This window comes from Pseudomonas sp. NBRC 111140 (genome assembly GCF_001320885.1).
In the GTDB taxonomy this organism is placed as follows: domain Bacteria; phylum Pseudomonadota; class Gammaproteobacteria; order Pseudomonadales; family Pseudomonadaceae; genus Aquipseudomonas; species Aquipseudomonas putida_P.
The window spans coordinates 1-22,952 of record NZ_BCBQ01000057.1; the positions used below are offsets into that span (position 1 = coordinate 1).

Annotated in this window: 22 protein-coding genes and 1 pseudogene; 15 read left to right on the plus strand and 8 right to left on the minus strand. The window is 58.6% G+C overall.

The features are described 5' to 3' along the window. The 3 genes from APH42_RS18090 to APH42_RS18100 form a co-directional block, all read right to left on the minus strand. Positions 1–720 (minus strand): gamma-glutamyl-gamma-aminobutyrate hydrolase family protein (locus APH42_RS18090; RefSeq protein WP_060493926.1); only part of this gene is annotated, 720 nt, incomplete at its 3' end. 72 nt (positions 721–792) lie between these two features. Then, positions 793–2,139 carry a glutamine synthetase family protein gene (locus APH42_RS18095; RefSeq protein WP_060493927.1) on the minus strand — a complete coding sequence of 449 codons (1,347 nt, stop codon included), beginning with the start codon at positions 2,137–2,139 and terminating at the stop codon, positions 793–795. A gap of 27 nt (positions 2,140–2,166) precedes the next feature. Further along, positions 2,167–2,721, minus strand: coding sequence for a helix-turn-helix domain-containing protein (locus APH42_RS18100; protein ID WP_012271446.1), 555 nt, complete (start codon positions 2,719–2,721; stop codon positions 2,167–2,169). 181 nt (positions 2,722–2,902) lie between these two features. Between APH42_RS18100 and APH42_RS18105 the strand changes: the two genes are divergently transcribed. The 3 genes from APH42_RS18105 to APH42_RS18115 all read left to right on the plus strand — a co-directional run bounded on the left by APH42_RS18105 (position 2,903) and on the right by APH42_RS18115 (position 5,972). Further along, a complete protein-coding gene (locus APH42_RS18105; RefSeq protein WP_012271445.1) occupies positions 2,903–3,829 on the plus strand; it encodes a LysR substrate-binding domain-containing protein in 927 nt (308 codons plus the stop codon). 152 nt (positions 3,830–3,981) lie between these two features. Next, positions 3,982–5,115 (plus strand): aminotransferase class V-fold PLP-dependent enzyme, encoded by a 1,134-nt coding sequence (locus APH42_RS18110; protein ID WP_060493928.1) that lies wholly within the window; start codon positions 3,982–3,984, stop codon positions 5,113–5,115. A 149-nt stretch (positions 5,116–5,264) separates the two neighbouring features. Continuing rightward, positions 5,265–5,972 carry a tellurite resistance TerB family protein gene (locus APH42_RS18115; RefSeq protein ID WP_012271443.1) on the plus strand — a complete coding sequence of 236 codons (708 nt, stop codon included), beginning with the start codon at positions 5,265–5,267 and terminating at the stop codon, positions 5,970–5,972. A gap of 16 nt (positions 5,973–5,988) precedes the next feature. Here APH42_RS18115 and APH42_RS18120 read toward each other — a convergent pair whose 3' ends face one another. Continuing rightward, positions 5,989–6,705, minus strand: coding sequence for a murein L,D-transpeptidase catalytic domain family protein (locus APH42_RS18120; RefSeq protein WP_012271442.1), 717 nt, complete (start codon positions 6,703–6,705; stop codon positions 5,989–5,991). Between the two features lie 83 nt (positions 6,706–6,788). Beyond that, a complete protein-coding gene (locus APH42_RS18125) occupies positions 6,789–7,823 on the minus strand; it encodes a L,D-transpeptidase (protein ID WP_060493929.1) in 1,035 nt (344 codons plus the stop codon). A gap of 294 nt (positions 7,824–8,117) precedes the next feature. Between APH42_RS18125 and APH42_RS18130 the strand changes: the two genes are divergently transcribed. Further along, positions 8,118–9,638: an NCS1 family nucleobase:cation symporter-1 gene (locus APH42_RS18130; protein WP_060493930.1), complete on the plus strand. Its 1,521-nt coding sequence runs from the start codon at positions 8,118–8,120 to the stop codon at positions 9,636–9,638. Positions 9,639–9,702: 64 nt separating this feature from the next. Here the strand turns inward: APH42_RS18130 and APH42_RS18135 are convergent, their stop codons facing one another. Beyond that, a complete protein-coding gene (locus APH42_RS18135) occupies positions 9,703–10,158 on the minus strand; it encodes an isoprenylcysteine carboxylmethyltransferase family protein (protein WP_012271439.1) in 456 nt (151 codons plus the stop codon). Between the two features lie 155 nt (positions 10,159–10,313). Between APH42_RS18135 and APH42_RS29300 the strand changes: the two genes are divergently transcribed. From APH42_RS29300 to APH42_RS18145, 3 genes are all read left to right on the plus strand, one after another. After that, a complete protein-coding gene (locus APH42_RS29300; protein ID WP_071984316.1) occupies positions 10,314–10,703 on the plus strand; it encodes a GFA family protein in 390 nt (129 codons plus the stop codon). Between the two features lie 196 nt (positions 10,704–10,899). After that, positions 10,900–11,229 (plus strand): hypothetical protein, encoded by a 330-nt coding sequence (locus tag APH42_RS18140; RefSeq protein ID WP_012271437.1) that lies wholly within the window; start codon positions 10,900–10,902, stop codon positions 11,227–11,229. A gap of 199 nt (positions 11,230–11,428) precedes the next feature. Continuing rightward, positions 11,429–12,298, plus strand: coding sequence for a GyrI-like domain-containing protein (locus APH42_RS18145; protein ID WP_060493931.1), 870 nt, complete (start codon positions 11,429–11,431; stop codon positions 12,296–12,298). Positions 12,299–12,556: 258 nt separating this feature from the next. Here the strand turns inward: APH42_RS18145 and APH42_RS18150 are convergent, their stop codons facing one another. Then, on the minus strand, positions 12,557–13,432 hold the full coding sequence (locus APH42_RS18150) for a helix-turn-helix domain-containing protein (protein WP_012271435.1): 876 nt from the start codon (positions 13,430–13,432) through the stop codon (positions 12,557–12,559). Between the two features lie 305 nt (positions 13,433–13,737). On the opposite strand from APH42_RS18150, the gene APH42_RS18155 reads away from it, so the two are divergent. The 8 genes from APH42_RS18155 to APH42_RS18190 all read left to right on the plus strand — a co-directional run bounded on the left by APH42_RS18155 (position 13,738) and on the right by APH42_RS18190 (position 22,315). Next, positions 13,738–14,592 carry a hypothetical protein gene (locus APH42_RS18155; RefSeq protein ID WP_060493932.1) on the plus strand — a complete coding sequence of 285 codons (855 nt, stop codon included), beginning with the start codon at positions 13,738–13,740 and terminating at the stop codon, positions 14,590–14,592. 161 nt (positions 14,593–14,753) lie between these two features. Next, positions 14,754–15,992, plus strand: a complete 1,239-nt coding sequence (locus APH42_RS18160; RefSeq protein ID WP_012271433.1) for an MFS transporter — start codon at positions 14,754–14,756, stop codon at positions 15,990–15,992. A gap of 187 nt (positions 15,993–16,179) precedes the next feature. Further along, positions 16,180–17,010 carry a dihydroorotate dehydrogenase electron transfer subunit gene (locus APH42_RS18165; RefSeq protein WP_012271432.1) on the plus strand — a complete coding sequence of 277 codons (831 nt, stop codon included), beginning with the start codon at positions 16,180–16,182 and terminating at the stop codon, positions 17,008–17,010. After that, on the plus strand, positions 17,010–17,945 hold the full coding sequence (locus tag APH42_RS18170) for a dihydroorotate dehydrogenase (protein ID WP_012271431.1): 936 nt from the start codon (positions 17,010–17,012) through the stop codon (positions 17,943–17,945). The genes APH42_RS18165 and APH42_RS18170 overlap by 1 nt, the downstream gene beginning before the upstream one ends. Further along, positions 17,942–19,198, plus strand: coding sequence for a Zn-dependent hydrolase (locus tag APH42_RS18175; protein WP_060493933.1), 1,257 nt, complete (start codon positions 17,942–17,944; stop codon positions 19,196–19,198). Before APH42_RS18170 ends, APH42_RS18175 begins: the two co-directional genes overlap by 4 nt. After that, on the plus strand, positions 19,195–20,556 hold the full coding sequence (locus APH42_RS18180; RefSeq protein ID WP_060493934.1) for a dihydroorotase: 1,362 nt from the start codon (positions 19,195–19,197) through the stop codon (positions 20,554–20,556). Before APH42_RS18175 ends, APH42_RS18180 begins: the two co-directional genes overlap by 4 nt. Positions 20,557–20,582: 26 nt before the next feature. After that, on the plus strand, positions 20,583–20,912 hold the full coding sequence (locus APH42_RS18185) for a hypothetical protein (protein WP_012271428.1): 330 nt from the start codon (positions 20,583–20,585) through the stop codon (positions 20,910–20,912). Between the two features lie 134 nt (positions 20,913–21,046). Then, positions 21,047–22,315: a malic enzyme-like NAD(P)-binding protein gene (locus tag APH42_RS18190; RefSeq protein WP_060493936.1), complete on the plus strand. Its 1,269-nt coding sequence runs from the start codon at positions 21,047–21,049 to the stop codon at positions 22,313–22,315. Positions 22,316–22,578: 263 nt separating this feature from the next. Here the strand turns inward: APH42_RS18190 and APH42_RS30510 are convergent. Further along, positions 22,579–22,725: pseudogene (locus APH42_RS30510) on the minus strand (site-specific integrase); the annotation flags it as partial. Positions 22,726–22,952: the final 227 nt, after the last annotated feature.

Below are 22,952 nucleotides of genomic sequence, written 5' to 3' on the forward strand. Positions count from 1 at the left end.
GCCGAATGACTGGAAGATGGCCAGGTACTGCGGGTTGTCCATGACCTGGAACTCCGGGTGCCATTGCACGGCCAGGGCAAACCCCTTGCTGTTCTCGACCGAAATCGCTTCCACCAGGCCATCTGGTGCCAATGCTTCCACCCGTAGCCCCGGGGCCAGTACATCAATGCCCTGGCCGTGGATGGAATTGACGTCGAAGATCGCCGGCAAGCCCATGCGGTCGAGCAGGCCACCGGGTTCCACATGCATGGTGTGACGCGGGCCATACTGCTTTTCGATGGGCTCGCCCTTGCCTTCGCGGTGATCCATGAACACCCCAGCCTCGTGGACCTTCTGGTACAGGGTGCCACCCAACGCCACGTTCATTTCCTGAAAGCCACGGCAAATGCCAAGTACGGGCACACCGGCGGCGATGGCCGCACGCATCAGCGGCAACGTGGTGGCATCACGCAAAGGGTCATGATGGGTGCCTACCGCACTGGCCGGGCCGTTGTAGTGAAACGGCTCGATGTTGGACGGCGAACCGGTGAAGATCAGCCCATCCACCACGTCGAGAATATCGGCGCTGTCCATCAGGTCACCGAGGCTGGGGATCACGATGGGCAGCCCACACGCCGCTTTGGCGGCCGCGCGTGCGTACTTCTCGGCGATGGTCTGGGTGGCATGCTGCTCAATCATGCTGGTGCATGCGGTAATGCCAATAACGGGCACACGTGGCATATCTTCCTCCGGCAAATCGGTATTGCGCGTGGTATTCAAACGTTGAAAAAGCGTCTGTTCGGACCGCAGCAGTCAAAGGAACCAGCGGTATTCGCGGGCATCGATGTGGCGCATGAAGTCCAGTTGCTCCTGGTATTTGTTTTCGCAATAAACCATCACGAACTCACTGCCCAGGCCTTCGTTGACCACCGGGTGGTGACGCATGGCGGCCAGAGCGCTGAGGGCATCCTTGGGGAAGTCGATGCCGCTCTGGCGGTTGTCGTTCAACGGCGCAATGGGTTCCACGCCACGGTCCAGGCCATGCTCCATCCCGGTCAGGATGGCCGCCAGCACCAGATACGGGTTGGCATCGGCGCCCGCGAGGCGGTGCTCGATGCGCAGGTTGCGCGGGTCGGATTCCGGGATGCGAATGCACGCATCACGGTCCTCGAAGCCCCAGCTGGCCTTGCTCGCCGCGTTGACCATCGCGCCATAACGGCGGTAGGCATTGTGGTTGGGGGCAAAGATCGGCATGCAGTGCGGCAGCAGCTCCAGGCACCCTGCCACCGCATGACGCAGCTTGCGCTGCTCGGCACCGGCCAGGATGTTGTTGCCGGCGTCGTCGTACAGGCTGACATGCACATGCATGCCGCTGCCTGGCGCGTCCAGGTACGGCTTGCTCATGAAGCTGGCGCGGTAGCCGTGCTTCATCGCGATACCCCGGGTACTGCGGCAGAACAGCGCCGACCAGTCCGCCGCGCTCAGGGCATCGTCGCTGTGGGAGAAGTTGATTTCGAACTGGCCGGGGCCTAGCTCTGCGGTGATCACGTTCGCCGGCACGCCCTGCTCGTTGGCGCCATCGACCATCTCGTGCAGCACCGACGAGAAGCGCGACAGCCGCTCGATGTGCATGTTCGGTTGGTCGTCTTCGTCCCCGGTCGCCGTGTCGCGCGGGTACTGCGGCAGGCCGTTATCGAGCTTGCGGTCGAACAGGTAGAACTCCAGTTCGAACGCCACCACCGGGCGGATACCACGCTTGGCCAGGCGCTGAAGCACGCGAGCCAGCACCTCTCGGGGTTCGAACTCGATCGGCTTGGCAGTGCCGTCGGAGGTGATGAGCATCTGGGCGATCACTTCCTTTTCCCAGCGCACCGGCTTGAGGGTGCCCGGTACCAGGCGCCGCGCGGCATCCGGGTCGCCGTCGGCGAAGCAGTAGTCACCAATCGGGTAGAGCCCACCCTGGGTGCCCAGCAGCACGCAGTTCTGCGGCAGCTTCAAAGGCGCACCGGCTGCGACTTTCTCCAGCATGTCGATGGGGTAGCGCTTGCCATAGAAATGCCCGGGGATATCCAGTGCAATCAAGTCGACATAGCGTATTGCCGGGTGTTCTGCTCGGAACGAGCGCACTTCAGCCAGCAGATCCGGAAAGATGACACTCATCTTCTTATCCTTGTGAGGTGAACGAATTCAATTGAAGACCCAGAGCACACGGGTGGTCTTTTCCGTCAGGTTGGCGTAACGGAATTGCGCGTGGGGTTGCAGCTGGAAGCAGTCGTTGGCGTGCAGGGTCACGGCGTCACCCTGGTCCAGCCATACCGTGAGCTCGCCTTCGAGCACGAAACAGCCCTGCTCGGAACGATCGCTCAGGTAGTCCTCGCCACTGGTGGCGCCGGGCTCGAGATGGCTGTCGAGCATGGCGAACGCGCCGGCGATGGTCGGCGAGGCCAGCACGTCGGTAATGCCCGACTCCAGGTACAGCGTGCGCCGCTCATGGGGGCGCGTGACCCAGCCGATGCTGCGGGGCTTGCTCAGGTTGTAGAAGTACGCGGTGGATACGCCGAGCGCTTCGCTGATAGCGGTGAGGTCCGCCACGGTCGGGCGTGAAACACCGCGTTCGACCTGGGAGAGAAAACCGACAGAGCGGTTGATGCGCTCGGCCAGTTCACCCAAGGTCAGGTTCTTGAATTTGCGCAGGTCGTGAATAAGGATCGCGAGGGCTTCAACCTCTTCGTGCATCTTCATCGTTTCGGACTGCCGTGAAATTTTTATGTTTATTTTTCATGAAAAATTACACTAAAAATTTCACGAGTCAAGCTGCACGATGAAAAACCGCTGCCGCGAAAAGAGCGCTTGAGGTTCAGGAGCTTGAATTGAAGGCGCTGGCGCGGGTTTCTTTAAAGGTGCTCAGGGAGTAGCCTCGGCAATGAATTTTTCCAGCCCGGCCATTGCCAACGTCATGCCAAACGGTTTCCCTGAATTGCCCTCGCTTAATGCGCTACGCGTGTTTGAAGTGGTCGCCCGCCACCTTAACTTCCGCCTGGCCGCCGAAGAATTGGGCGTGACCCAGGCGGCAGTTGCACAACAGATACGCGGGCTGGAGGCAAGCCTGAACCTTCGCCTGTTCGAGCGCCTGCCCCGGGGCCTGGCACTGACCGATGCAGGGCTGGGTTACAGCGGCAGCATCCGCAGTGCCCTGGCCATGATCGATGAGGCGACACGCCTGCTGCGGCCACAATCAGCGCACCTTACGGTCAGCGTTACCCCGACCTTTGCCTCCAAATGGCTTATTCCCAGGCTGGGCAGTTTTGCGCAAAGCCACCCGGACATCGATTTACGTGTGCTGGCTACAGATCGACTGTCCCACTTCAACACCGATGGCGTGGATATCGCCGTCCGCTATGGCAAGCCCGAAATCGGCGCAGGCCTGAACAGCGAACTGTTGATGGAGGATCGCATCGTCGCAGTGGCCAGCCCTGCGTTGTTCGAGGGCAGCCAAGTCCCCGCCAGCTTCGAGCAACTGCAAGATTTCATCATGCTCCACGATGCCCATAACTTCTGGCCTCAGTTCCTTGCTGCAGTGTTTCCGCAACACGTGCAACCGACCGCCAAGAACCTGCGGTTCAATCAGACCTCATTGGCCATTGATGCGGCCATCAGTGGCCAGGGCATTGCGTTGGCCAGCCTGGCGTTCGTCAGTGATGACATCGTCGCCGGCAGGCTGATTCAAGTCTTCGCTCAGCAGCTCAGGCTCGACAAGTCGTTCTATCTGGTGTGGCCACGCAAGCTGCAGCAGCCTGAGTCGCTTGGCGTCGTGCAACACTGGCTGAAGCAACAGACAGGCAATAGTTAATCTACGGTTAGAGCAAAGTTTAGCGGTCACCGGTACCGGTGAGGCTGTTGATAAGGTCGACCGAAGCCGCACACCGCCCTGCCCCGTCTTGTCATTTGCCAGGGCTTAGGGCAGGGTCGATATCACGGACATCTCTGCCAAGGAGTCACCCCATGTCAACGCTCTACTCCAGTATTGATCCTGAGGGGCTGGTCGAGTACTCGGTGGTGTACACCGACCGCTCGCTCAATCACATGTCTCAGGCATTTCAAGGCGTGATGAAGAACATTTCCAAGACCCTGAAACAGGTCTATGGCGCCCAGGCTGTTGCGGTAGTGCCGGGCAGCGGTACATTCGGCATGGAAGCAGTTGCGCGCCAGTTTGCCACTGGCCAGCAATGCCTGGTGATACGCAACGGCTGGTTCAGTTATCGCTGGAGCCAAATCCTCGATACGGGCAACATCCCGGCGGCCACCACGGTGCTGAAAGCCCGACCGGTCGACACGGGGCGCCAGGCGGCCTACGCGCCACCGCCTCTGGAGCAAGTGCTGGCGGCAATTGAGGCGCACAAGCCTCAGATTGTCTTCGCGCCCCACGTTGAAACCTCATCAGGGATTATCCTGCCCGACGATTACCTGCGGGCCGTCGGCGATGCCGTGCATGCAGTGGGTGGCCTGTTCGTACTGGACTGCATCGCCTCCGGCACGATTTGGGTCGATATGCACAAGTGCGCGGTCGACCTGCTGATCAGCGCACCGCAAAAAGGCTGGAGCGCCTCACCTTGCTGCGCCTTGGTGATGTTCAGCGCGTTGGCCCTCGAACGCATCGAGCACACACAGAGCAGCAGCTTTGCCTGCGACCTGAAAAAGTGGCTTCAGATCATGCAGGCCTACGAGCAAGGTGGGCATGCGTACCATGCGACCATGCCCAGCGATTCGCTCGCACGGTTCAACGACGTGGTGAACGAGATGCAAGCCTACGGCTTCGACAAGGTCCGCGCGGAACAACAGGCGCTAGGTGATCGGGTGCGCGCCCTGTTGACTGGCAAAGGCATCAAGAGCGTGGCCGCATCGGGCTTTCAGGCACCGGGCGTCGTGGTGAGCTACACCGATGATGCCGATATCAAGAGCGGCAAGAAATTTGCCGATCACGGCCTGCAGATAGCCGCCGGCGTGCCGTTGCAATGTGACGAGCCAGCCGACTTCCAGACCTTCCGCATCGGCCTGTTCGGGCTCGAAAAGCTGCACAATATCGAGCGCACGGTCAACACCCTTGAGCAGGCATTGGACGAAGTGATGAGAGGCTGAGCCAGTACCCTGGCTGCAGCACCTGCCATATGGGTGCCTGACCCGACCTTGGCCCTTCTGGGCCAAGTCTGCCAAACGGTCATGGCAGTTCGCCTCGAGGGGGCTATCGTTGCTTGTCTGGGCAACGACTACCGACCGAGGGCGGTGCCATGAACACGACTGATCTACTCGAACAGCTGCTGCGCGCCGGACAAGGCTCGCGAGCGCAACAAGGGAACGGCGGCCTGGCATCGCAAGACGGCCTGGGCGGCTTGCTGGGAGGGCTGCTTGGCGGCGGCAGTGCAACGGGTGGCGCTGGCGGTCTTGGTGGTTTACTGGGCGGGCTTTTGGGTGGCGGCAGCGCGCTTGGCTCTACCCAGGGCCGCTCTGCGGGTGGCACCAATTATGCCGCGCTGGCGTCGTTGGGCATGATGGCGTTCCAGGCCTATCAAAGCTGGCAACGCAGCCAGGCAGCCGCCCCGCAACAGGCCATGCGTACGGTCGATCAACTGTCGGGCGCCGAAGCCGAAGGCCACAGCCATGCGGTACTGCGCGCATTGATCGCGGCAGCCAAGGCTGACGGTCGCATCGACGAGCAAGAAGAACAGTTGATCTACGCCGAAATCAAACGCCACACCAGCGACCCGCAACTGCAGCAATGGCTGGATGAGGAGGTTAGCAAACCACTCGATGCAGCCGAGGTGGCACAGTCTGCCCAGGACCCCGCCATGGCTGCCGAAATGTACCTGGCTAGCGTGATGCTGGTGGATGACCAGCAGCCCGCAGAGCGGGCCTACCTGGACGAACTGGCCAGCGCACTGCAAATCGATCCGACGTTGCAGGTGCACCTGGAGCAACAGGCCAAGGGTAATCAGTAACTACCCACCGTTGCCTCTATTTGCTGGCGAGCGACTGATTTGCCAGCGGGCAGCTCTGTGCGTTGAGAAACCGTGATGTTTTCAGCCAGTTCTGCTGCGGGTAATAGGCAAACACATAGCTACCGCGTTGCAACGTCTCGATCAGCTTGCCGGCAATGGCCGGCCGAACGGCAGGGCAGCCCTGGCTGCGCCCCAGGCGCCCTAGGCCGGGCACGACCTTGGGGTCGGCATACGCGGCGGCATGCATCACGATTGCCCGCGACATGCTGTTGTCGTTGAACCCCGGCTCCAACCCTTGCAGGCGCAGCGAGCGGCCATGCTTGCCGCTGTAGGTCTGGCCGGTTTCATACAGGCCGATGGAGGACTGGTAACTGTTCGGCGCGTTGGAGAACGTGGTCGGCACATCGGCGCCGCTGTTCTTGCCATGGGCGACCCACTCTTCGAACAGCAGTTTCCGGGCCCGCAGGTCGAACACCCACAGGCGTTTGTCACGCGAGGCCTTGGAGTAATCGATCACCGTCAGCAACTTGTTCGCGTCGTTGTGACTGGCGCATGAATAGGCAGTAAGGGCCAGGGCCAAGGTGGACAGGTTGGCGTTCGGCGCCAACTGCTGCAGCTCGGCAGCACTAGGCAGAGATTGCGCGTAGGCAGCAGGCCAGGCGCTCAAGAAAAACAGGCCAATACTGGCCACCGAGAGCCGGACGGCTCCGCGCAAAGGTTCAAGCATCGACATAGGTACCCTGTTGAAAACGTGTCTTATCTGCCTTGTTTGCAGCCAAAAACCGCTACTTTGCTTGATTTACTGAAGATTGCCGATCATTTCTTGACCAATGGTTTAGATTCTTCACTGCCCTCGGTGCTGATCACCGTGAATTGTCCATTGCTGCGGGTATCCCGAGTAGACGCCCAGTCAGTGATCACCAGCATCGTGCCAACGTCCATTGCCGCTCGTAGATGACGGCGAAATTCCGGGTTGATGTTCAATTGCCCCAATTGTTCATAAGGCGTATTCCCATACTCCGGGTTGCTCAAGCCCACCACTGACCAGCGTAAGGGTAGCCCGCCATCGAGTGCCAAGCTGGATGGCTTTTGCAACAGGGAATACACCGCCATGCCACTGCGATGCTGGCCGCTTTCAGCCGAAAGTGCCGGCGCCGAACCGATCAACTGGCCACCGCGGAACACGTAGGCCCGCAAGTCGGCGCGGCTGATCAGGATCGACAGTGGCCCAGCCGTCGGGTCTGGGTCGTTCCAGAACTGTTGGTTGTTCAATACCAGCGGGCCTTGGGCCTTGCCATCGCTGACCGTAGGCGCCAGCACGCCGGGGTGGTAGACCTCCACCGGCGCACTGTTGGTATCGGAAACGATGACAGTCGTCGAACTGAAACCGGTGACTTCGTACAGCTTCTTGGCAAAGTCCATCGGCAACCGGACACAACCATGCGAAGCGGGGTAGCCCGGCAGATGGCCAGCGTGCAAGGCAATGCCGTCCCACGTCAGGCGCTCCATATAGGGCATCGGCGCGCTGTTGTAGAGGCTGGATTTGTGCTCGACCTTCTTCTGCAGAATGCTGAATACCCCGGTGGGGGTTTCCCGGCCTGGCTTGCCGCTGCTCACGGTACTGACGCCAATGGCAATGCCATTGCGATAGACGTAGGCACGTTGCTCGGTAAGGCTCACCACCACGGTCACCGGCCCTACCGGCGAAACCTGCGGGTACCAGAGAAACTGGCCAGGCTTGAGGCTTTCGAGCTGGCTCCTCAGTGCGGCCGGGGTGGGCACCTGCAGTGGGGCTGCTTCGACCAAGGCAGCGGCAAGTAACAGACCCAGTCCGAGCGATACATGCGACATCGAAAAGCCCCCATAGAATCCTGCTGGCAGATTAGTCCGAACATTCCCTTGAAAGCCACCCGTTCAGCGCGTCAGCTCAACCTGGTGAACAGGTAAGCATCCCCGCCTGACGCGTGCGGTAACAACTTTGCACAAAAAATGTGCACAAAATACCCACTTCTCGGCGAGGCGTATCACGCAAAAATGCCGAATGAAGGCTATAGAAGGCTGGCCTCAACCGAACGCGTGGGTTGGTATGAATCTTGTGTGTATACAAATTCAATAATAAAAGTACACAACCATCATGGAGTCCCGATGGCGTCGATTTCACGTTCCGATGTTGGTCAGCTTGATGCTCTCCCCGCCGATACGGCCGAGCCCAATCAGCTGGCGTTGAGCCCGCGTCTGTACAGTGCCGACCTTGCCCCGACCCGCGCGGCCAATCGCACCTGGGGGCGTTACAGCCTGTTCGCGCTGTGGACCAACGATGTGCATAACATCGCCAATTATTCCTTCGCCATCGGCCTGTTCGCCCTGGGCATGAGCGGCGCGCAGATCCTCGCCGCCTTCGCGCTTGGTGCGCTGGTGATCTACGGCCTGATGAACCTGTCGGGCTACATGGGCCAGAAGACCGGCCTGCCCTACCCCGTCATGTGCCGTATCAGCTTCGGCATTCATGGTGCGCAGATCCCGGCACTGATCCGCGCGGTGATCGCTATCGCCTGGTTCGGCATACAAACCTACCTCGCCTCGGTCGTGCTGCGCGTGCTGCTGACCGCCATCGCTCCAGACCTCAAAGCCTACGACCAGAACTCGATCCTCGGTCTGTCGACGCTGGGCTGGATCACCTTCTTAGGCATATGGTGCGTGCAGGTGGCGATTTTTGCCTACGGCATGGAGATGGTGCGCCGCTTCGAGTCCATCACCGGGCCGATCATTCTGGTCGCCTTTGCCTGCCTGGCGGGCTGGATGTACTGGCGCAGTGGCCTGTCGATTTCATGGTCCAGCGGCAACGCGCCAACCGGTTCGACTATGTGGCTGAAAGTGCTCGGTGCCGCCGCGCTGTGGGTCTCGCTGTACGGCACCATGATTCTCAACTTCTGCGACTTTACCCGTAACTGCCCAGACCGTCGCACCATCAGCGTGGGCAACTTCTGGGGCCTGCCGGTGAACATGCTCGGCTTCGCGCTGATCGCCGTGGTACTGGCCGGCGCGCAGTTCAGCATCGACGGCAAGCTGGTGCAGGGACCGACCGAAATCGTCGCCGCCATCCCCAACACCGCCGGCCTGGTGCTGGCCTGCCTGGCCTTCCTGATCGTCACCGTCGCGGTGAACATCATGGCCAACTTCGTCGCCCCGGCCTACGTGCTCGCCAACCTCGCGCCGAACCTGCTGAACTTCCGCCGCGCCGGCTTGCTCAGCGCCGCCATCGCGGTGCTGATCCTGCCTTGGCACCTGTATAACAGCCCGTCGGTGATCGTGTATTTCCTCGGCGGCCTGGGTGCCCTGCTCGGCCCACTGTACGGAATCATCGTCACCGACTACTACCTGGTTCGCCGCAGCCGGGTAAACCTGCCGCAGCTGTACAGCGAAAGTACAGAGGCTGCCTATCACTACAACCGTGGGGTCAACCTGCGCGCTGTAGCGGCGTTCATCCCGGCTGCGCTGATCGCCATCGTGCTGGCGCTGGTGCCGGCGTTCGATACGCTGTCGCAGTTTTCGTGGTTCTTTGGGGCAGGTTTGGGCGGGTTGATTCATTACGCCATTGCCGATCGCAGTGCCCGCTACACCGAGGTATCCGGCGAAGGCATCGCGGTGGATAGCGCGCAGCACTGACAGGGCGCATCAAAAAGGCTCAATCCCATCGAGAACTCGCCTCGGCTGGCAGACGTTTCGTTATCTAAAGCCAACGCCTTACTTGTTTGCAGTACTGCGTGAACGCTCTGCCGAAACGACTGGCAAGGGCCCGTTCCTCCGGACCGATCTGGAAGAGGTTCATATAGATTACGAAGCCCAGCACGCTTAGAAGTGCTGGCGGCCAGGCGAGAAAGATTGACCAAGCAATCAGGGCTGTGGCGAAGCCTAGGTACATGGGGTTGCGTGTATAGGTGTAGATGCCCCCGGTGACCAGTGCCGAAGCTGTTTCAGGCTTCAGCGGGTTGACCGTAGTGCGTGCTTGACGGAAGGAAAGCACGCCGGCCAGACAAACAGCTACGCCTACTAGCAATACCACGAGCGCCAGGCCAATGCGCCATTCGACAGTCACCTCCAAGGTTCCCGGTAAGTGTCGAGCCGCGAACCAGGCCAATAGACCGAACAGGGTTGCAACCAGGGGCGGAGGAATACGGTTGTCCATGATGAATTCCTAGTAGAGGCAAACTAACGACCAGACTGAGGGTTATAGCCACTTCAGGGTCAAGCACCCTGTGCACGATGGACGTCAGTTACGGCCAGTCGACTGATCAGGCCTGGGCGTTTAGGCTGGCGTTTTCATCCTGCACGGAAGCACCAATGACAGAGGTATACCAAGGAAGCTGCCTATGCACAGCGGTCAGTTACCTGCTACTCACCCCACCCAAGGCAGTGAGCCATTGCCATTGCAGCCAATGCCGTAAAGGTCATGGCGCCGCATTCGCTTCGTACGGCAGCGTGCCGCGCAATATGCTGCGAATACTACGCGGTGCTACCTACATCAAGACCTTCGCCTCTTCACCGACGGTAGTGCGCGAGTTTTGCGTCGCGTGCGGCTCAAGCTTGTTCTGGTCACGGTCCCAAGGTGATTTTGCCGACTGGGTTTCGATAGCCCTGGGCACACTTGATACCCCGTTCCTGCCCAAGAAGCAGAAACACGTTCACATCGATTCCGCGGCCCCCTGGTACTCACCCTGCAGCCTTGCCTGAAAAACACGGCTGCTCTACCCCACCAGCCCAGACAACTTCGTCAAGGTTTCAAGCACCCTGGTGCATGCAACTTTGCTGATCAGGCCCGGTCTGTATAATCCCGCGGCGTAGCGCCCATGCGGATGTCCATGGACCTGCTACGGGCACTCCGCCTTCATGATGCGTCACCATCAAAACCAACCGATAAGGAAATCACATGCGTACATTCAAACTGGTACTCGCAGCGCTGCCATTCTTTGTACTGGCCGGCTGCGGCAACGACGCCCTGGAAGGGACTTACGAAGCCACCACCACTGTGATGGGTTTCAAAAGCCCCAAGCAAAAGTGGGAGTTCTCCAAGGACTACATCATCGCCAATGGCAGCAAGGTCAAGGTCGAAGAGTGGGAGCGCAAGGATGATGTGGTCACGGCGCGCAACAAGGACGGGCTTGCACTGATCAATGTGCGCGTACTGGAGGGCGGCAAGCGCCTGGAAGCCGTCGGCGGCAGTGAAATGGCCAAGAACGAGTTCGTGCGGGTGGATTGACCCACCTGTCAGCTAGCGTTACAGGGGCCGCTTTTGCGGCCCAACTTGCTTAACTGGCCGGTAGCACGGTACACCCGGCCACACTGGCGTCATCCACGGCATGGTCAAGACAATCCCCGATTGAGCAATCACGGCTAGGCACCTCGATGCCTGAACAACGGATGCTAGCGCTCACCGCACCTTCCGGAGATTCCGTTCGTTGACTGACTCACAGCACAACCCTACCTACGCAAAGCGGTTCGAAGCCGTGCTTGCCTACATCGACAGCCACCTTGAAGGCGACCTGTCGGTGAATGCCCTGAGCCGCATCGCCAACTTCTCGGCGTTTCACTTCCATCGGCAGTTCACGGCATACATGGGCATTCCGGTTTCGCGGTATGTGCAACTGATGAGGCTTCGACGCGCGGCGCACCAGCTGGTCGCCTCACCCGCAATGCCCGTCCTGGAAGCCGCATTCGGCGCCGGTTTCGAAAGCCCCGAAGCCTTTTCCAGAGCGTTCAAGCGTGCCTTTGGCATGGCGCCCAGCGTGTTCGCCAAGGCGCCGAACTGGCAGGCCTGGAGTGCGGTATTCGTTGTTCCACACCTTTCCAGGAGTATCACCATGCAGATCCGTATCGTGGATTTCGCCGAAACCCGCGTAGCCGCGCTCGAGCACCGAGGGCCACCCGGCCTGGTCGGCGAAAGCGTCGCGCGTTTTCGCCAATGGCGCATGCACAGCGGCCAGTCGCCGGTGGCCAGCAGCCGCACGTTCGGCATTCCCTACGACAACCCCGACACCACCCCGCCCGACGCTTTTCGCTTTGCCGTTTGCGGTGAGATTGATGAGGCTGTGCAGCCCAACGATTTCGCCGTGCATGAGCGGGTCATCCCGGCCGGGCGTTGCGCCGTGATCCAGCATATCGGCTCGCCTGACTACATCGGCGAAACCATCTACCCGCTTTATCGTGACTGGCTGCCATCGAGCAATGAAGAATTGCGCGACCATCCGTTGTTCTTCCAGTACCTGAGCGTGTACCCGGAAACGCCGCTGGAGCAGTGGCAAACGGATATCTACGTGCCGCTGAAGTAAGTGGGGCCTTGGGCAGCGGTCAACACCAATCATCACCGGCCCGGACGTATGTTTGGGCCAAGTTGGTGGGCTATGCCCGTTCCCCAAATCCACCCGGCGCCGGGCAACCGAGCCGGGTATCAGATACGTGCCCCAGAAGCCTCGATTTAGCTCGACTGACTTCCTCTGGGCGTTGAGGTGGCCGTTTGCCGAGCTTGGCTAACGACCAAAATCAGTCGCTTAAAAGTGTCCAGGAAAGCCAGGGCGACGCACGTCTAGTTACAACTTTGCCAGCAGCTGCTGGAGCTTCCTCATAGCGTCTCGGCCTGAATATGCTCGGCTCAACAAGTCGGTAGACATGGCTTTGTACATGTCCACCGCCTGGGCCGATGACGTCACGCTAGCAATGCCTACATGCAGATTGGGCAATTCGCCCAGTCGGTAGGGGCTGACTGCTACGTAGCTTGTGTTTTTCTGTTCGAAGATCTGGAAGGTGGCGCTTGGGAGCGCTTCGTCGATCAGATAGATGTTCGGATGATCGCTGTTCGATTCCACGATGCTGATCAGGTTTTCGATCTCTCGGCGGGCGAGCAAAGCCCGCTCCATACGAACACTGGGCGGTAAGTCCAAACGACCTACCAGGCCAATGTGCAAATAGCGCTCGATCTGGCGCAGACCGACGATGGACTTGACCTCGAATTTTTGGCGGAAGAAGGTGGATTTCCGCTCGTCCAGGATACTCAGTATCTGGTCTTCCATCGCTTCTTGAGCACCGCTGAAAACCCGAGGCCTGGCCTCGTAGAGCATCGTTTTGAACAGCTCAGAGTACTCCGGCGTTGTCAGGAGATAAGAGAACGGATCGAAGTAGGAGATGATGCTGCTGGACCTCGCTTCCAGCTGCCTCATGCGCTCGAAGTAACCCAGCGCATTGTCGAAGTACTCCGTGTCTGAACCCAGCAGGCTGGTCAGCGAGACCTTCAACAGCTCCGCCAACCGCTCCAGCGTTTCGAGCTTTACGATTTTGCCAAGTTCGAGGCGATAAACCGCAGCACGCGAGATGCCGAGCTTTTCTGCAACCTGATCGGCATTCAGCTGACGGCCAATTCGAAAAGCCCTGAGACGTTCGCCGATTGCTTGGTAATCAATCTGGTTCAATGAGAATCCTTATCATTATTGGATGAGTGCGCGTGTCCGACCAGATCGGCTTGACGAAGTCATGCTGCAAGTGTATCAATATTTAGACAGGTGAAGTTGTTCGTCTAAAAAATACAAAAAAAGGCCGGCTCATGTCTACTCAACTCCCCTCGCGCCGACCCGCGGCTGGGTATCTCAGCACACACTCCGCACCGTTTTGTAGCACTTCCTTGCCTGCTTGCTTGGCTTTGGTCCTAGGACCTGACAGCTAGGCAGTTTTTTCCTGCCCAACGCGTAATAACAACACTCTGATTGGAGCTTCGGTAATGAAGACCAGAATCGGCGCGCCCGTACTCGCCCTTTTTTTGACCCCAGCTGTCATGGCAGCTCAACCCCCAGCGTTCAGCGATACCTTCATTGGATATCGCTACAGCAGTCATTTCTCCGACCCAGGCAAAAAGAAAGACGTGGCTAAGCACATCGTCCAGCTCACCCATGTCAGCACCTACGCGCTAGGCCAGCAATTTGCGAACCTTGATGTGTTCAAGTCAGATCACAATGACCCCAAAAAGGACAGCGACAGTGGCGCCACCGAAATCTACCTGACTTATCGCAATCAACTGCAGTACGGCCGGATTTTCGATAAGCCCCTGGCCTTCGGCCCGGTCAAGGATGTCGCGCTGACCCTGGGTTTTGACTGGAATACAAAGAACAACGCATTCCAGTCACGCAAGCGAATGGTGGTGATCGGTCCAACCCTCAAATTTGCGCTGCCGGCGGGTTTTCTCGACCTGAGCCTGTATTACGCACGGGAATGGAACCACTGCGGCCTAGACAGCTGTGACCTACCCGGGAACCACTCATCGATGCTGTTCGACCCCTTCTACCAACTGAACCTGACATGGGGTGTCCCGTTCACGGTTGGCAGTGTGCCGATGAAATTCCAGGGCTTCTACAGCTACAACACTGAAAAGGGTGATGACTACCGCAACAACCCCACCGCAGATGAGCAACTGATGCGTACCTCCTTGATGGTCGACGCAGGTCAGCTCGTCGGGGCCAAGAAGAACGTGTTCTGGGTTGGGCCCGGATACGAGTATTGGCGGAACAAATTCGGCAACCGCACGGGCGATGGGATTGATGTCGATGCACTTTCCATCAACCTCGAATGGCACCTTTAGTGCATTCGCTGTTTCGGGCTTTTTGTGAAATCTAAATATTTAGACAAAAGCCGGCGCTAGCAGTAACCTGTGGTCAGCCCTTGAGGTGCCAGCAGGTGGCGGGTCTGGCGAGTCCCTCTGTCAGGTCGTCTAAAAAACTATACAAAAACAAGAGGTAAAGCATGATGGCTTCGTCCGACATGGTTCAAAAAAAGGATGCGTCACCGCGCAAGGCTTTGATAGCCAGTGTGACGGGTTATGCAATGGACGGCTTCGACTTACTGATTCTCGGGTTTATGCTGCCTGCGATTACGATCGGCCTTGCGCTGACATCATCGGAGGCCGGCTCGCTGGTGACTTGGACGTTATTGGGAGCTGTGGCAGGCGGGCTGATATTTGGCCAATTGAGCGATCGCTATGGCCGGGTTCGAATGCTGACCCTGTGCATCCTGACCTTCTCCATCTTCACTGGTCTCTGCGCAATCGCTCAGGGCTATTGGGATCTGTTGATCTACAGGACCCTCGCCGGTTTCGGTTTGGGTGGTGAGTTCGGCATCGGCATGGCGCTGATCGCCGAGACCTGGCCGGCACACCGGCGCAACCGAGCCTCCTCTTATGTGGGCATGGGATGGCAAGCCGGTGTTCTTGCGGCGGCTCTTCTCACACCATTGCTTCTGCCTTACATCGGCTGGCGTGGCATGTTCCTGGTCGGCTTGCTGCCTGCTTTCGTTTCTTTGATTGTCCGTCACACGATGAGTGAGCCGGCTGAGTTCGTGAAGGCTGCAGCTGATCCTGTTCCGTTTGCTCGGCGATTCACTGACCTTTTCAAAGACCGGCAGACCACCAAGGCCAGTGTTGGGGTGATGGTCCTGACTTCTGTGCAGAACTTTGGGTACTACGGCCTGATGATCTGGATGCCCAGCTACTTGTCCAAGAAATTCGGCTTTTCGCTCATGGCATCTGGTACTTGGACTGCAGTCACTGTGCTGGGCATGGCATTCGGGATTTGGCTGTTCGGCCAACTGGCGGATCGCTTTGGCCGCAAGAAGATGTTCCTGCTCTACCAAGCAGGCGCAGCGATCATGGTCATTGCTTATGCCAACCTTGATAACCCGACCGTCATGCTGTTCGCCGGCGCGATCATGGGGATTTTTGTGAACGGTATGATCGGCGGTTATGGGGCGTTGATCTCTGATCTCTACCCGGCGCAGATACGCGCCACGGCCCAGAACGTGCTGTTCAACATTGGCCGTGCTGCGGGCGGGTTCGGTCCATTAGTTGTGGGGGCGGTAGCACTTCATTACTCCTTCACTGCCGCGATCATGTTGCTCTCGTCGCTTTACGTCGTGGCGATGGCCGCTACGGTCTTTCTGCTTCCTGCCTGTCAGAGTGAACAGCTGAAAAAGGCTCAGCCGGCTTAATCATCGAAGCCGGCTATCAGCCTGCCTCGCCTGATTCGTATCAAAAATTAGACAGAATAAATCGACTGCGGTAGATTCAACTCACGCAATCCCTGAAACACCGAGTTACCCGCCGCCTCAACACTGAGGCGGCAATTTCTATTGACCATGCTGTATAAAAAATTAGACAAATGCGAGGCCACCCACAATGAACGTGATTTCCGGTTGCTGCCAGGCCACTGCCATCACCCCCCCTAACGACACGTTGGCGGTCGTCATCTCCAACGAATGGGTCAACGATGAGTACAAGCGCCTAGTGCTTCAAGCCGACGGTGCTGCATGCCAGTCGCTGCCGGGGCAGTTCTTCAACCTGCTGTGCCCAAACGAAGGCGACAACAAACCGTACTTCCGCCGGCCAATGAGCACCTACAAGGCAGACCCCAGCAAGGGGCAGGTCGAATTCTTGTACAAGGTGACCGGCAAAGGCACCTACGGCCTGGAAACACTCCGCGAAGCGCAAACGTTGGAGATTCTGGGCCCACTGGGTAAGGGATTTGACCTGGACTCTTCCTGGGATCACATGATCATCGTGGCTCGCGGTGTCGGCTTGGCAACGCTCGCACCACTGGCGGAAGCTGCGCATCAGCTGGGTATCCGACTGACCGCCGTGCTGAGTGCCCGCAGCGAAAAAAGCCTGCTTTCGCGTGAGCGATTCGCCTCGCTCGGCGCCGACGTACAGGTAGTCCTGGACGAAGACGGCAGCAGTGCACCAGACCAACTGGAGCACCTGCTCAGACAAATCATCGCTCGTGAAAAGACCAGCGCGCTCTTTACCTGCGGCTCGAAGCGGCTGACCCGTCTGCTGAAAAAGCTCAGCGCAGAGCTTGGCCTGGTAGGCCAAGTGGCACTTGAGCAGCAAATGGTGTGTGGCCTAGGGATGTGCCAGTGCTGCGTCGAAGTATTCGAAGTCGACGGGCTCAGGGTGGGTAAGCGGGTATGCCTTGAAGGCCCTGTATTTGACCTGGCGGAGGTGGTGTGATGATCGATCTCAGCGTACAAGTGGGCGGACTGCGCCTGAAAAACCCGGTAATGCCAGCCTCGGGTACCTTCGCAGAGGAGCTGATCCACCTGCTGGATTTCAACCAGCTTGGCGCCTTGGTCACCAAGACCATCACTTCGGATAAGCGAACCGGAAACCCGATGCCACGCGTTTGTGAGCTGGCGGACGGGATGATGAACGCGATCGGTATCCCAAGTAAGGGTGCAGATCTGTTCATCGACAAGGTCGTTCCCTTCTACCGGAATTTCGATTCACCGCTGATCGTGAGCATCTCGGCGCCAACGGCTCAAGGCTTCGCCGAGCTGGCTGCCCGGCTGAGTGACGTGCCGGGTGTGGCGGGTATCGAAGCCAACATTTCCTGCCCCAACCTGGAAGCCCACGGCCAGTCGTTTGGCATGCAGGCCGAAAGTACACGTAATGTTGTCGCACTGATGCGGCAGGCCACCTCCCTCCCCCTGTGGGTCAAACTGACCCCTAATGCTGGTGAAGTCGTACCGGTTGCCCTGGCTGCGCAAGACTCCGGTGCTGATGCCGTAGTGGTCGGTAACACGCTGCTCGGGCTCTCCATCGACATCGAGCGTGGTCGTGCAAGGCTCGGGAATTTCATGGGTGGTATCTCAGGTGCCGCTATTCGACCGCTGATGGTGCGTCTGACCTATCAGTGCGCCCAGGCTCTGGAAATCCCAATCATTGGTTGCGGTGGTATTTCCACGGCCGATGATGCCCTGGAGTTCATCTATGCCGGCGCATCGGCTGTTCAGGTGGGTACGGCCACCTTCCTTCACCCCAAGACCATGAACACGATGGTGGGTGAATTGGCGGCCTTCTGTGAGCGTAAAGGTGTTTCTTCAATTAGCTCGCTGATCGGGGCTCTGGATGACTCGCCTGCAGAACCCTTCGGAGCCCTGCCATGACTGCCCAATGGCGTGAGCAGGCCGAAAAGCTGTTCAACGATGTCGCAGCACTGTCCCGTGATCCCCACGAAGGCATCACTCGTGAAAGCTACGGCCCGGGCGAAAACGACACCATCGCTTACCTGAGCGATTTCGCTTTGACGCATGGTCTTGATGTGGGGCCTGACCGCGCTGGCAACGTGATCTTCAAACGCAAGAGCGACAATGGTGAGCCTGCTTTGTGGTATGGCTCGCACCTTGATTCCGTCCCGCAAGGTGGTAATTACGATGGGCTGGCCGGCGTTGTGGCGGGTCTGCTTTGCCTGTGCCGAATGGACCAGGAAAAAGTAGAGACGGCGCGACCCATTCGTGTAATCGGCTTGCGAGGCGAGGAAAGCGCCTGGTACGGCAAGTCGTACATCGGATCACGAGCGCTGTTTGGTGGGCTGACTGATCAGGACCTTTGCCTTACCAACCGCTTTAGCAAGCGCACGCTTGCTGAAGCCATGGAGGCGGTGGGCGCAGACCTTGAGGCAATTCGGCGCCAAGAGTGGCTTATCGATCGCTCGCAATTTGCCGGCTACCTTGAAATCCACATTGAGCAAGCCGAGTCGTTGGAACGTATGGGGCAAGCTCTGGGCATCGTTCCCGGCATTCGCGGAAATTTCCGCCATAACCAAGTCCGTTGCCTAGGTGAAGACGGCCACTCGGGGGCCGTCGCGCGCGAAGACCGCCACGACGCCGTATTTGCCGTGAGTGAGCTCGTTGCTCGAATTGACGAGCTGTGGAGTGAATACGTCGCGGCGGAGCGCGACCTGGTGGTTACCGTTGGTACCCTGGGTACAAATGCTGCCCACCACGCTGTCTCGCGTATCCCAGGCGAAGTCAGCTTCAGCCTCGAAATGCGCAGCCTGCATCATGACACGCTCAAGGCGTTTTACTCGGCTGCGCTGGCCGAGGCCAAATCAATCGAGACGTCTCGCCAGGTTCGATTCGAGTTTGACAAGCGGATCGATACCGCCCCCGCCGCCATGCATGGTCCCTGGACGGACGTTTTCGTTCGACAAGCCCGTGATAAGGGTTGGAAAGGCGTTCTCACGCCTAGTGGTGCTGGCCACGACGCAGCGGTTTTCGCAAACGTCGGCATCCCTAGCGCAATGATCTTCATCCGAAACCAGCATGGGTCCCACAACCCTCACGAGGCGATGGGGTTGGACGACTTCCTGGCAGCGACAGAGGTGCTGTATCACTCAACATTGGAGCTGAAACCATGACCGTTCGAGATAACTCTTGGCTGATCCGTAATGCAACCCTGGTTAATGAAGGACTTCGTTGGGTCGGTGATCTTCGAGTGCGAAATGGTCGCATCGATACCATCGGCGAAGCCCTAGAACAGCTGCCCGGAGAGGAACTGATCGACGCTACTGGGCTGTGGTTGTTACCGGGAATGATTGATGATCAAGTGCACTTCCGGGAGCCTGGCTTGACCCACAAGGCTAACATCGCCAGTGAGTCTCGCGCCTGTGCAGCGGGTGGTATCACCAGCTTCATGGAAATGCCGAACACCAAGCCAGCCGCGCTGGATCGTGCAACCTTGGAAGCGAAGTACGATATTGCGGCTGGCTCGAGTGTTGTCAACTACGCCTTCTACATGGGGGCAAGCAACGACAACCTGGACGCAATTCGTGACATCGACCCGGCCAGCACACCCGGCCTGAAGGTATTCATGGGTGCCTCGACCGGTAACATGCTGGTCGACAACCCAGACGTGTTGAACGAGATCTTCCGTGTGTCCCCGGTGCCGATCATCACGCACTGTGAAGATACCCCGATGATCAACGCGGAACTGGAAAAAGCCAAAGCACGCTTCGGCGACGACATTCCAGCCCGAGAGCACCCGCTGATTCGTTCACGCGAGGCATGCATCAAATCTACTCGGCTGGCCATTGAGTTGGCGCGCAAGCACGGTACTCGGCTCCACGTGCTGCACATCTCCACCGCAGAAGAGCTTGAGCTGTTTGAACCAGGGCCAATCGCAAGCAAGCGCATTACCGCTGAGACCTGTGTGCATTTCCTGCACTTCACCGAGCACGACTATGACCGTCTCGGTTTCTTGATCAAGTGCAACCCGGCCATCAAGACTGCCCGTGACCGGGATGCCATCGTGAGGGCGCTAGCTGAAGGCCGCCTCGACGTATTGGCGACTGACCACGCGCCGCACCTGCTTGAAGAGAAGCAAGGCAACTACAGCCAAGCGCCATCAGGTATCCCGCTTGTCCAATATGCACTTCAAACCGCTCTGGAGCGTGTATTCCAAGGAGCGCTGACGCTCGAACGACTGGTTGAAGTCGTGAGCCATGCGCCGGCTGAGCTGTTCCGCGTAAGCCGCCGCGGCTACCTTCGTGAAGGCTACGCTGCGGACCTGGTTCTTGTTGACCCTCAGCGTCCGCACTACGTAACCAATGATCAGGTGCTTTCCAAGTGCGGCTGGACGCCTTTCGATGACACCGCATTTTCTTCGAGCATCGTCGCCACTTTTGTAAATGGCGAGCGTGTGTGGGACGGGACAGCGGTAGACAGTTCGGTACGTGGCCAGCGGCTTTCTTTCACTCCCCGCGCTGACCGTGCTTAGTGCAGCAACAAGAGGTTTAGGTAAGCATGAACTTTTCAGAAATGGTGCAACGATTCGCCGCCGCTCTCCCAGGTACCGACTCGTTCAAACACGCCAACGCTCATTGCGAAGCCATCATCCAAAATGAGCCATTCCAATCCTGTGCAGCGTTCTTGATTGCCGGTTTCTGCCGCACATACGTGCTCATCTATGAAGACCAAGCGCTAGAGGCTGACTTCGCCAGACGAAACCACCGCCAGCTGCTGGAGTATATGAACCAGCTGGACACGGCCTTGGTCACCCAAGACCACAGCGTTGTTCACCAAGCGTTGATCGACGTAGTTGAACACTACGCGAAAAGCGACCGAATCTTCTAAGCACCTCGTTTGCCGCGTGAGGGTGACACGGGTGCCACGCACACCTGTAGCGTCCTTGCGCGGCAACTCCTGATAAAAATAAAACAAGTCTGCGCAGCCGAATGCTCGGGGCCAGACCCTTTTAGGATGCTGCAATGAGTCTCAAAAACGACGCTCTCGAATACCACGCCCAGCCACGACCAGGAAAACTCAGCGTAGAGCTTTCGAAGCCTACCGCCACCGCCCGGGACCTATCTTTGGCCTACAGCCCAGGTGTTGCAGAGCCAGTACGTGAAATTGCTCGTGATGCTGAGTTGGCCTACAGGTACACCGGCAAGGGCAATCTGGTCGCGGTGATTTCCGATGGCACCGCCATCCTTGGACTGGGTGATCTCGGCCCGCTGGCCTCCAAGCCGGTGATGGAAGGCAAGGGTGTTCTGTTCAAGCGATTCGCCGGTATCGACGTGTTCGACATCGAGGTCGAATCGGAAAGCCCACAAGCGTTCATCGACACCGTTCGCCGCATTTCGATCACCTTCGGTGGCATCAACCTTGAAGACATCAAGGCCCCTGAGTGCTTCGAAATCGAGCGCACCTTGATCGAGCAGTGCGACATCCCGGTGTTCCACGATGACCAGCACGGTACCGCCATCGTTACCGCGGCCGGCATGATCAACGCCCTGGAAATCGCCGGCAAGAAGCTGGAGGACGCCAAGATCGTCTGCCTGGGGGCTGGCGCTGCAGCCATCTCTTGCATGAAGCTGCTTATAAGCATGGGCGCGGGCGCTAGCAATATCCTCATGGTCGACCGCAGCGGCGTGATCCACGCGCGTCGCGACGACCTGAACCAGTACAAGGCGCAGTTCGCCCACGCTACCGACAAGCGCACCCTGGCTGACGCCCTTGACGGTGCCGACGTGTTCGTAGGCCTGTCCGGCCCGAACCTGCTGAGCCCGGAAGGCCTGAAGTCGATGGCGGCCAACCCGATCGTGTTCGCCTGCTCGAACCCGGACCCGGAAATCTCGCCAGAGCTGGCGCACGCCACTCGCAGCGACGTGATCATGGCTACCGGTCGTTCCGACTACCCGAACCAGGTCAACAACGTACTGGGCTTCCCGTTCATCTTCCGTGGTGCCCTGGACGTTCGCGCCAAGCGCATCAACGAAGAAATGAAGATCGCCGCTGCTATCGCCCTGAAAGACCTGGCCAAGCTGCCAGTGCCTAAGGAAGTGTGCGAAGCCTACGGTGTCGAAGGCCTGGAGTTCGGTCGTGAGTACATCATTCCGAAGCCGCTGGACGCTCGTCTGATCAGCGCCGTATCCGATGCGGTGGCACGTGCTGCGATCGAGTCGGGTGTCGCAACGCTCCCGTACCCAACGCACTATCCGCTCTCGTCTGTCTCTGAGGTGTTCGGCGGCAATTAAGCCCCGCCATTCGAGTTGATCCAAAAGCGCCTGCGCTATCGCAGACGCTTTATGCCATGCAGACGGATAAGTGCTTAAGAGGGTGTATGAGGTCGACAGTTAACATAAGCGTTGACGCGTGTGTGGCATCGCGTGTCCAACCTCGGAGCTACCGCGCCCTCTTCATCCGCTGCTCAATCAGGGCTTTACACCTGAAGGCATAGAATGACCGCTTCACGCCCTGAGGAGGTCAGTCACCCTAAATCGAGGGTTTTGAGAAGCGTCTGCCGCTTCGCTCGGGCCTGCGCAGCGTGTTTACAGGCGAACGTCTGGGACTCTTGGTAAACTAGGACACCCTTTTTCTTGAGGCGGAGCTGGACGGTATAGCTGACCGTTCCATCGGCCTTTTCCCTTGCTCTGATCGTTGCCATGATTTTCGGTGGTACAAGCGTGGCTAGCGGTGGTACGCCGTACCACTGCCACACCAGAAACGCCTCAAAAACCCGAAAAATGGCACAAGTATGCGTAGACCAGAATGGCCCTAGAATTAGCTTCAAACCAACAAACCACGCGCCCTGAGCCGTCACGCCGCTTCAGCGTTGCACCTATGATGGATTGGGAATACTTTTCCTGAAAGCCTCATTTAACTAGGCACTCA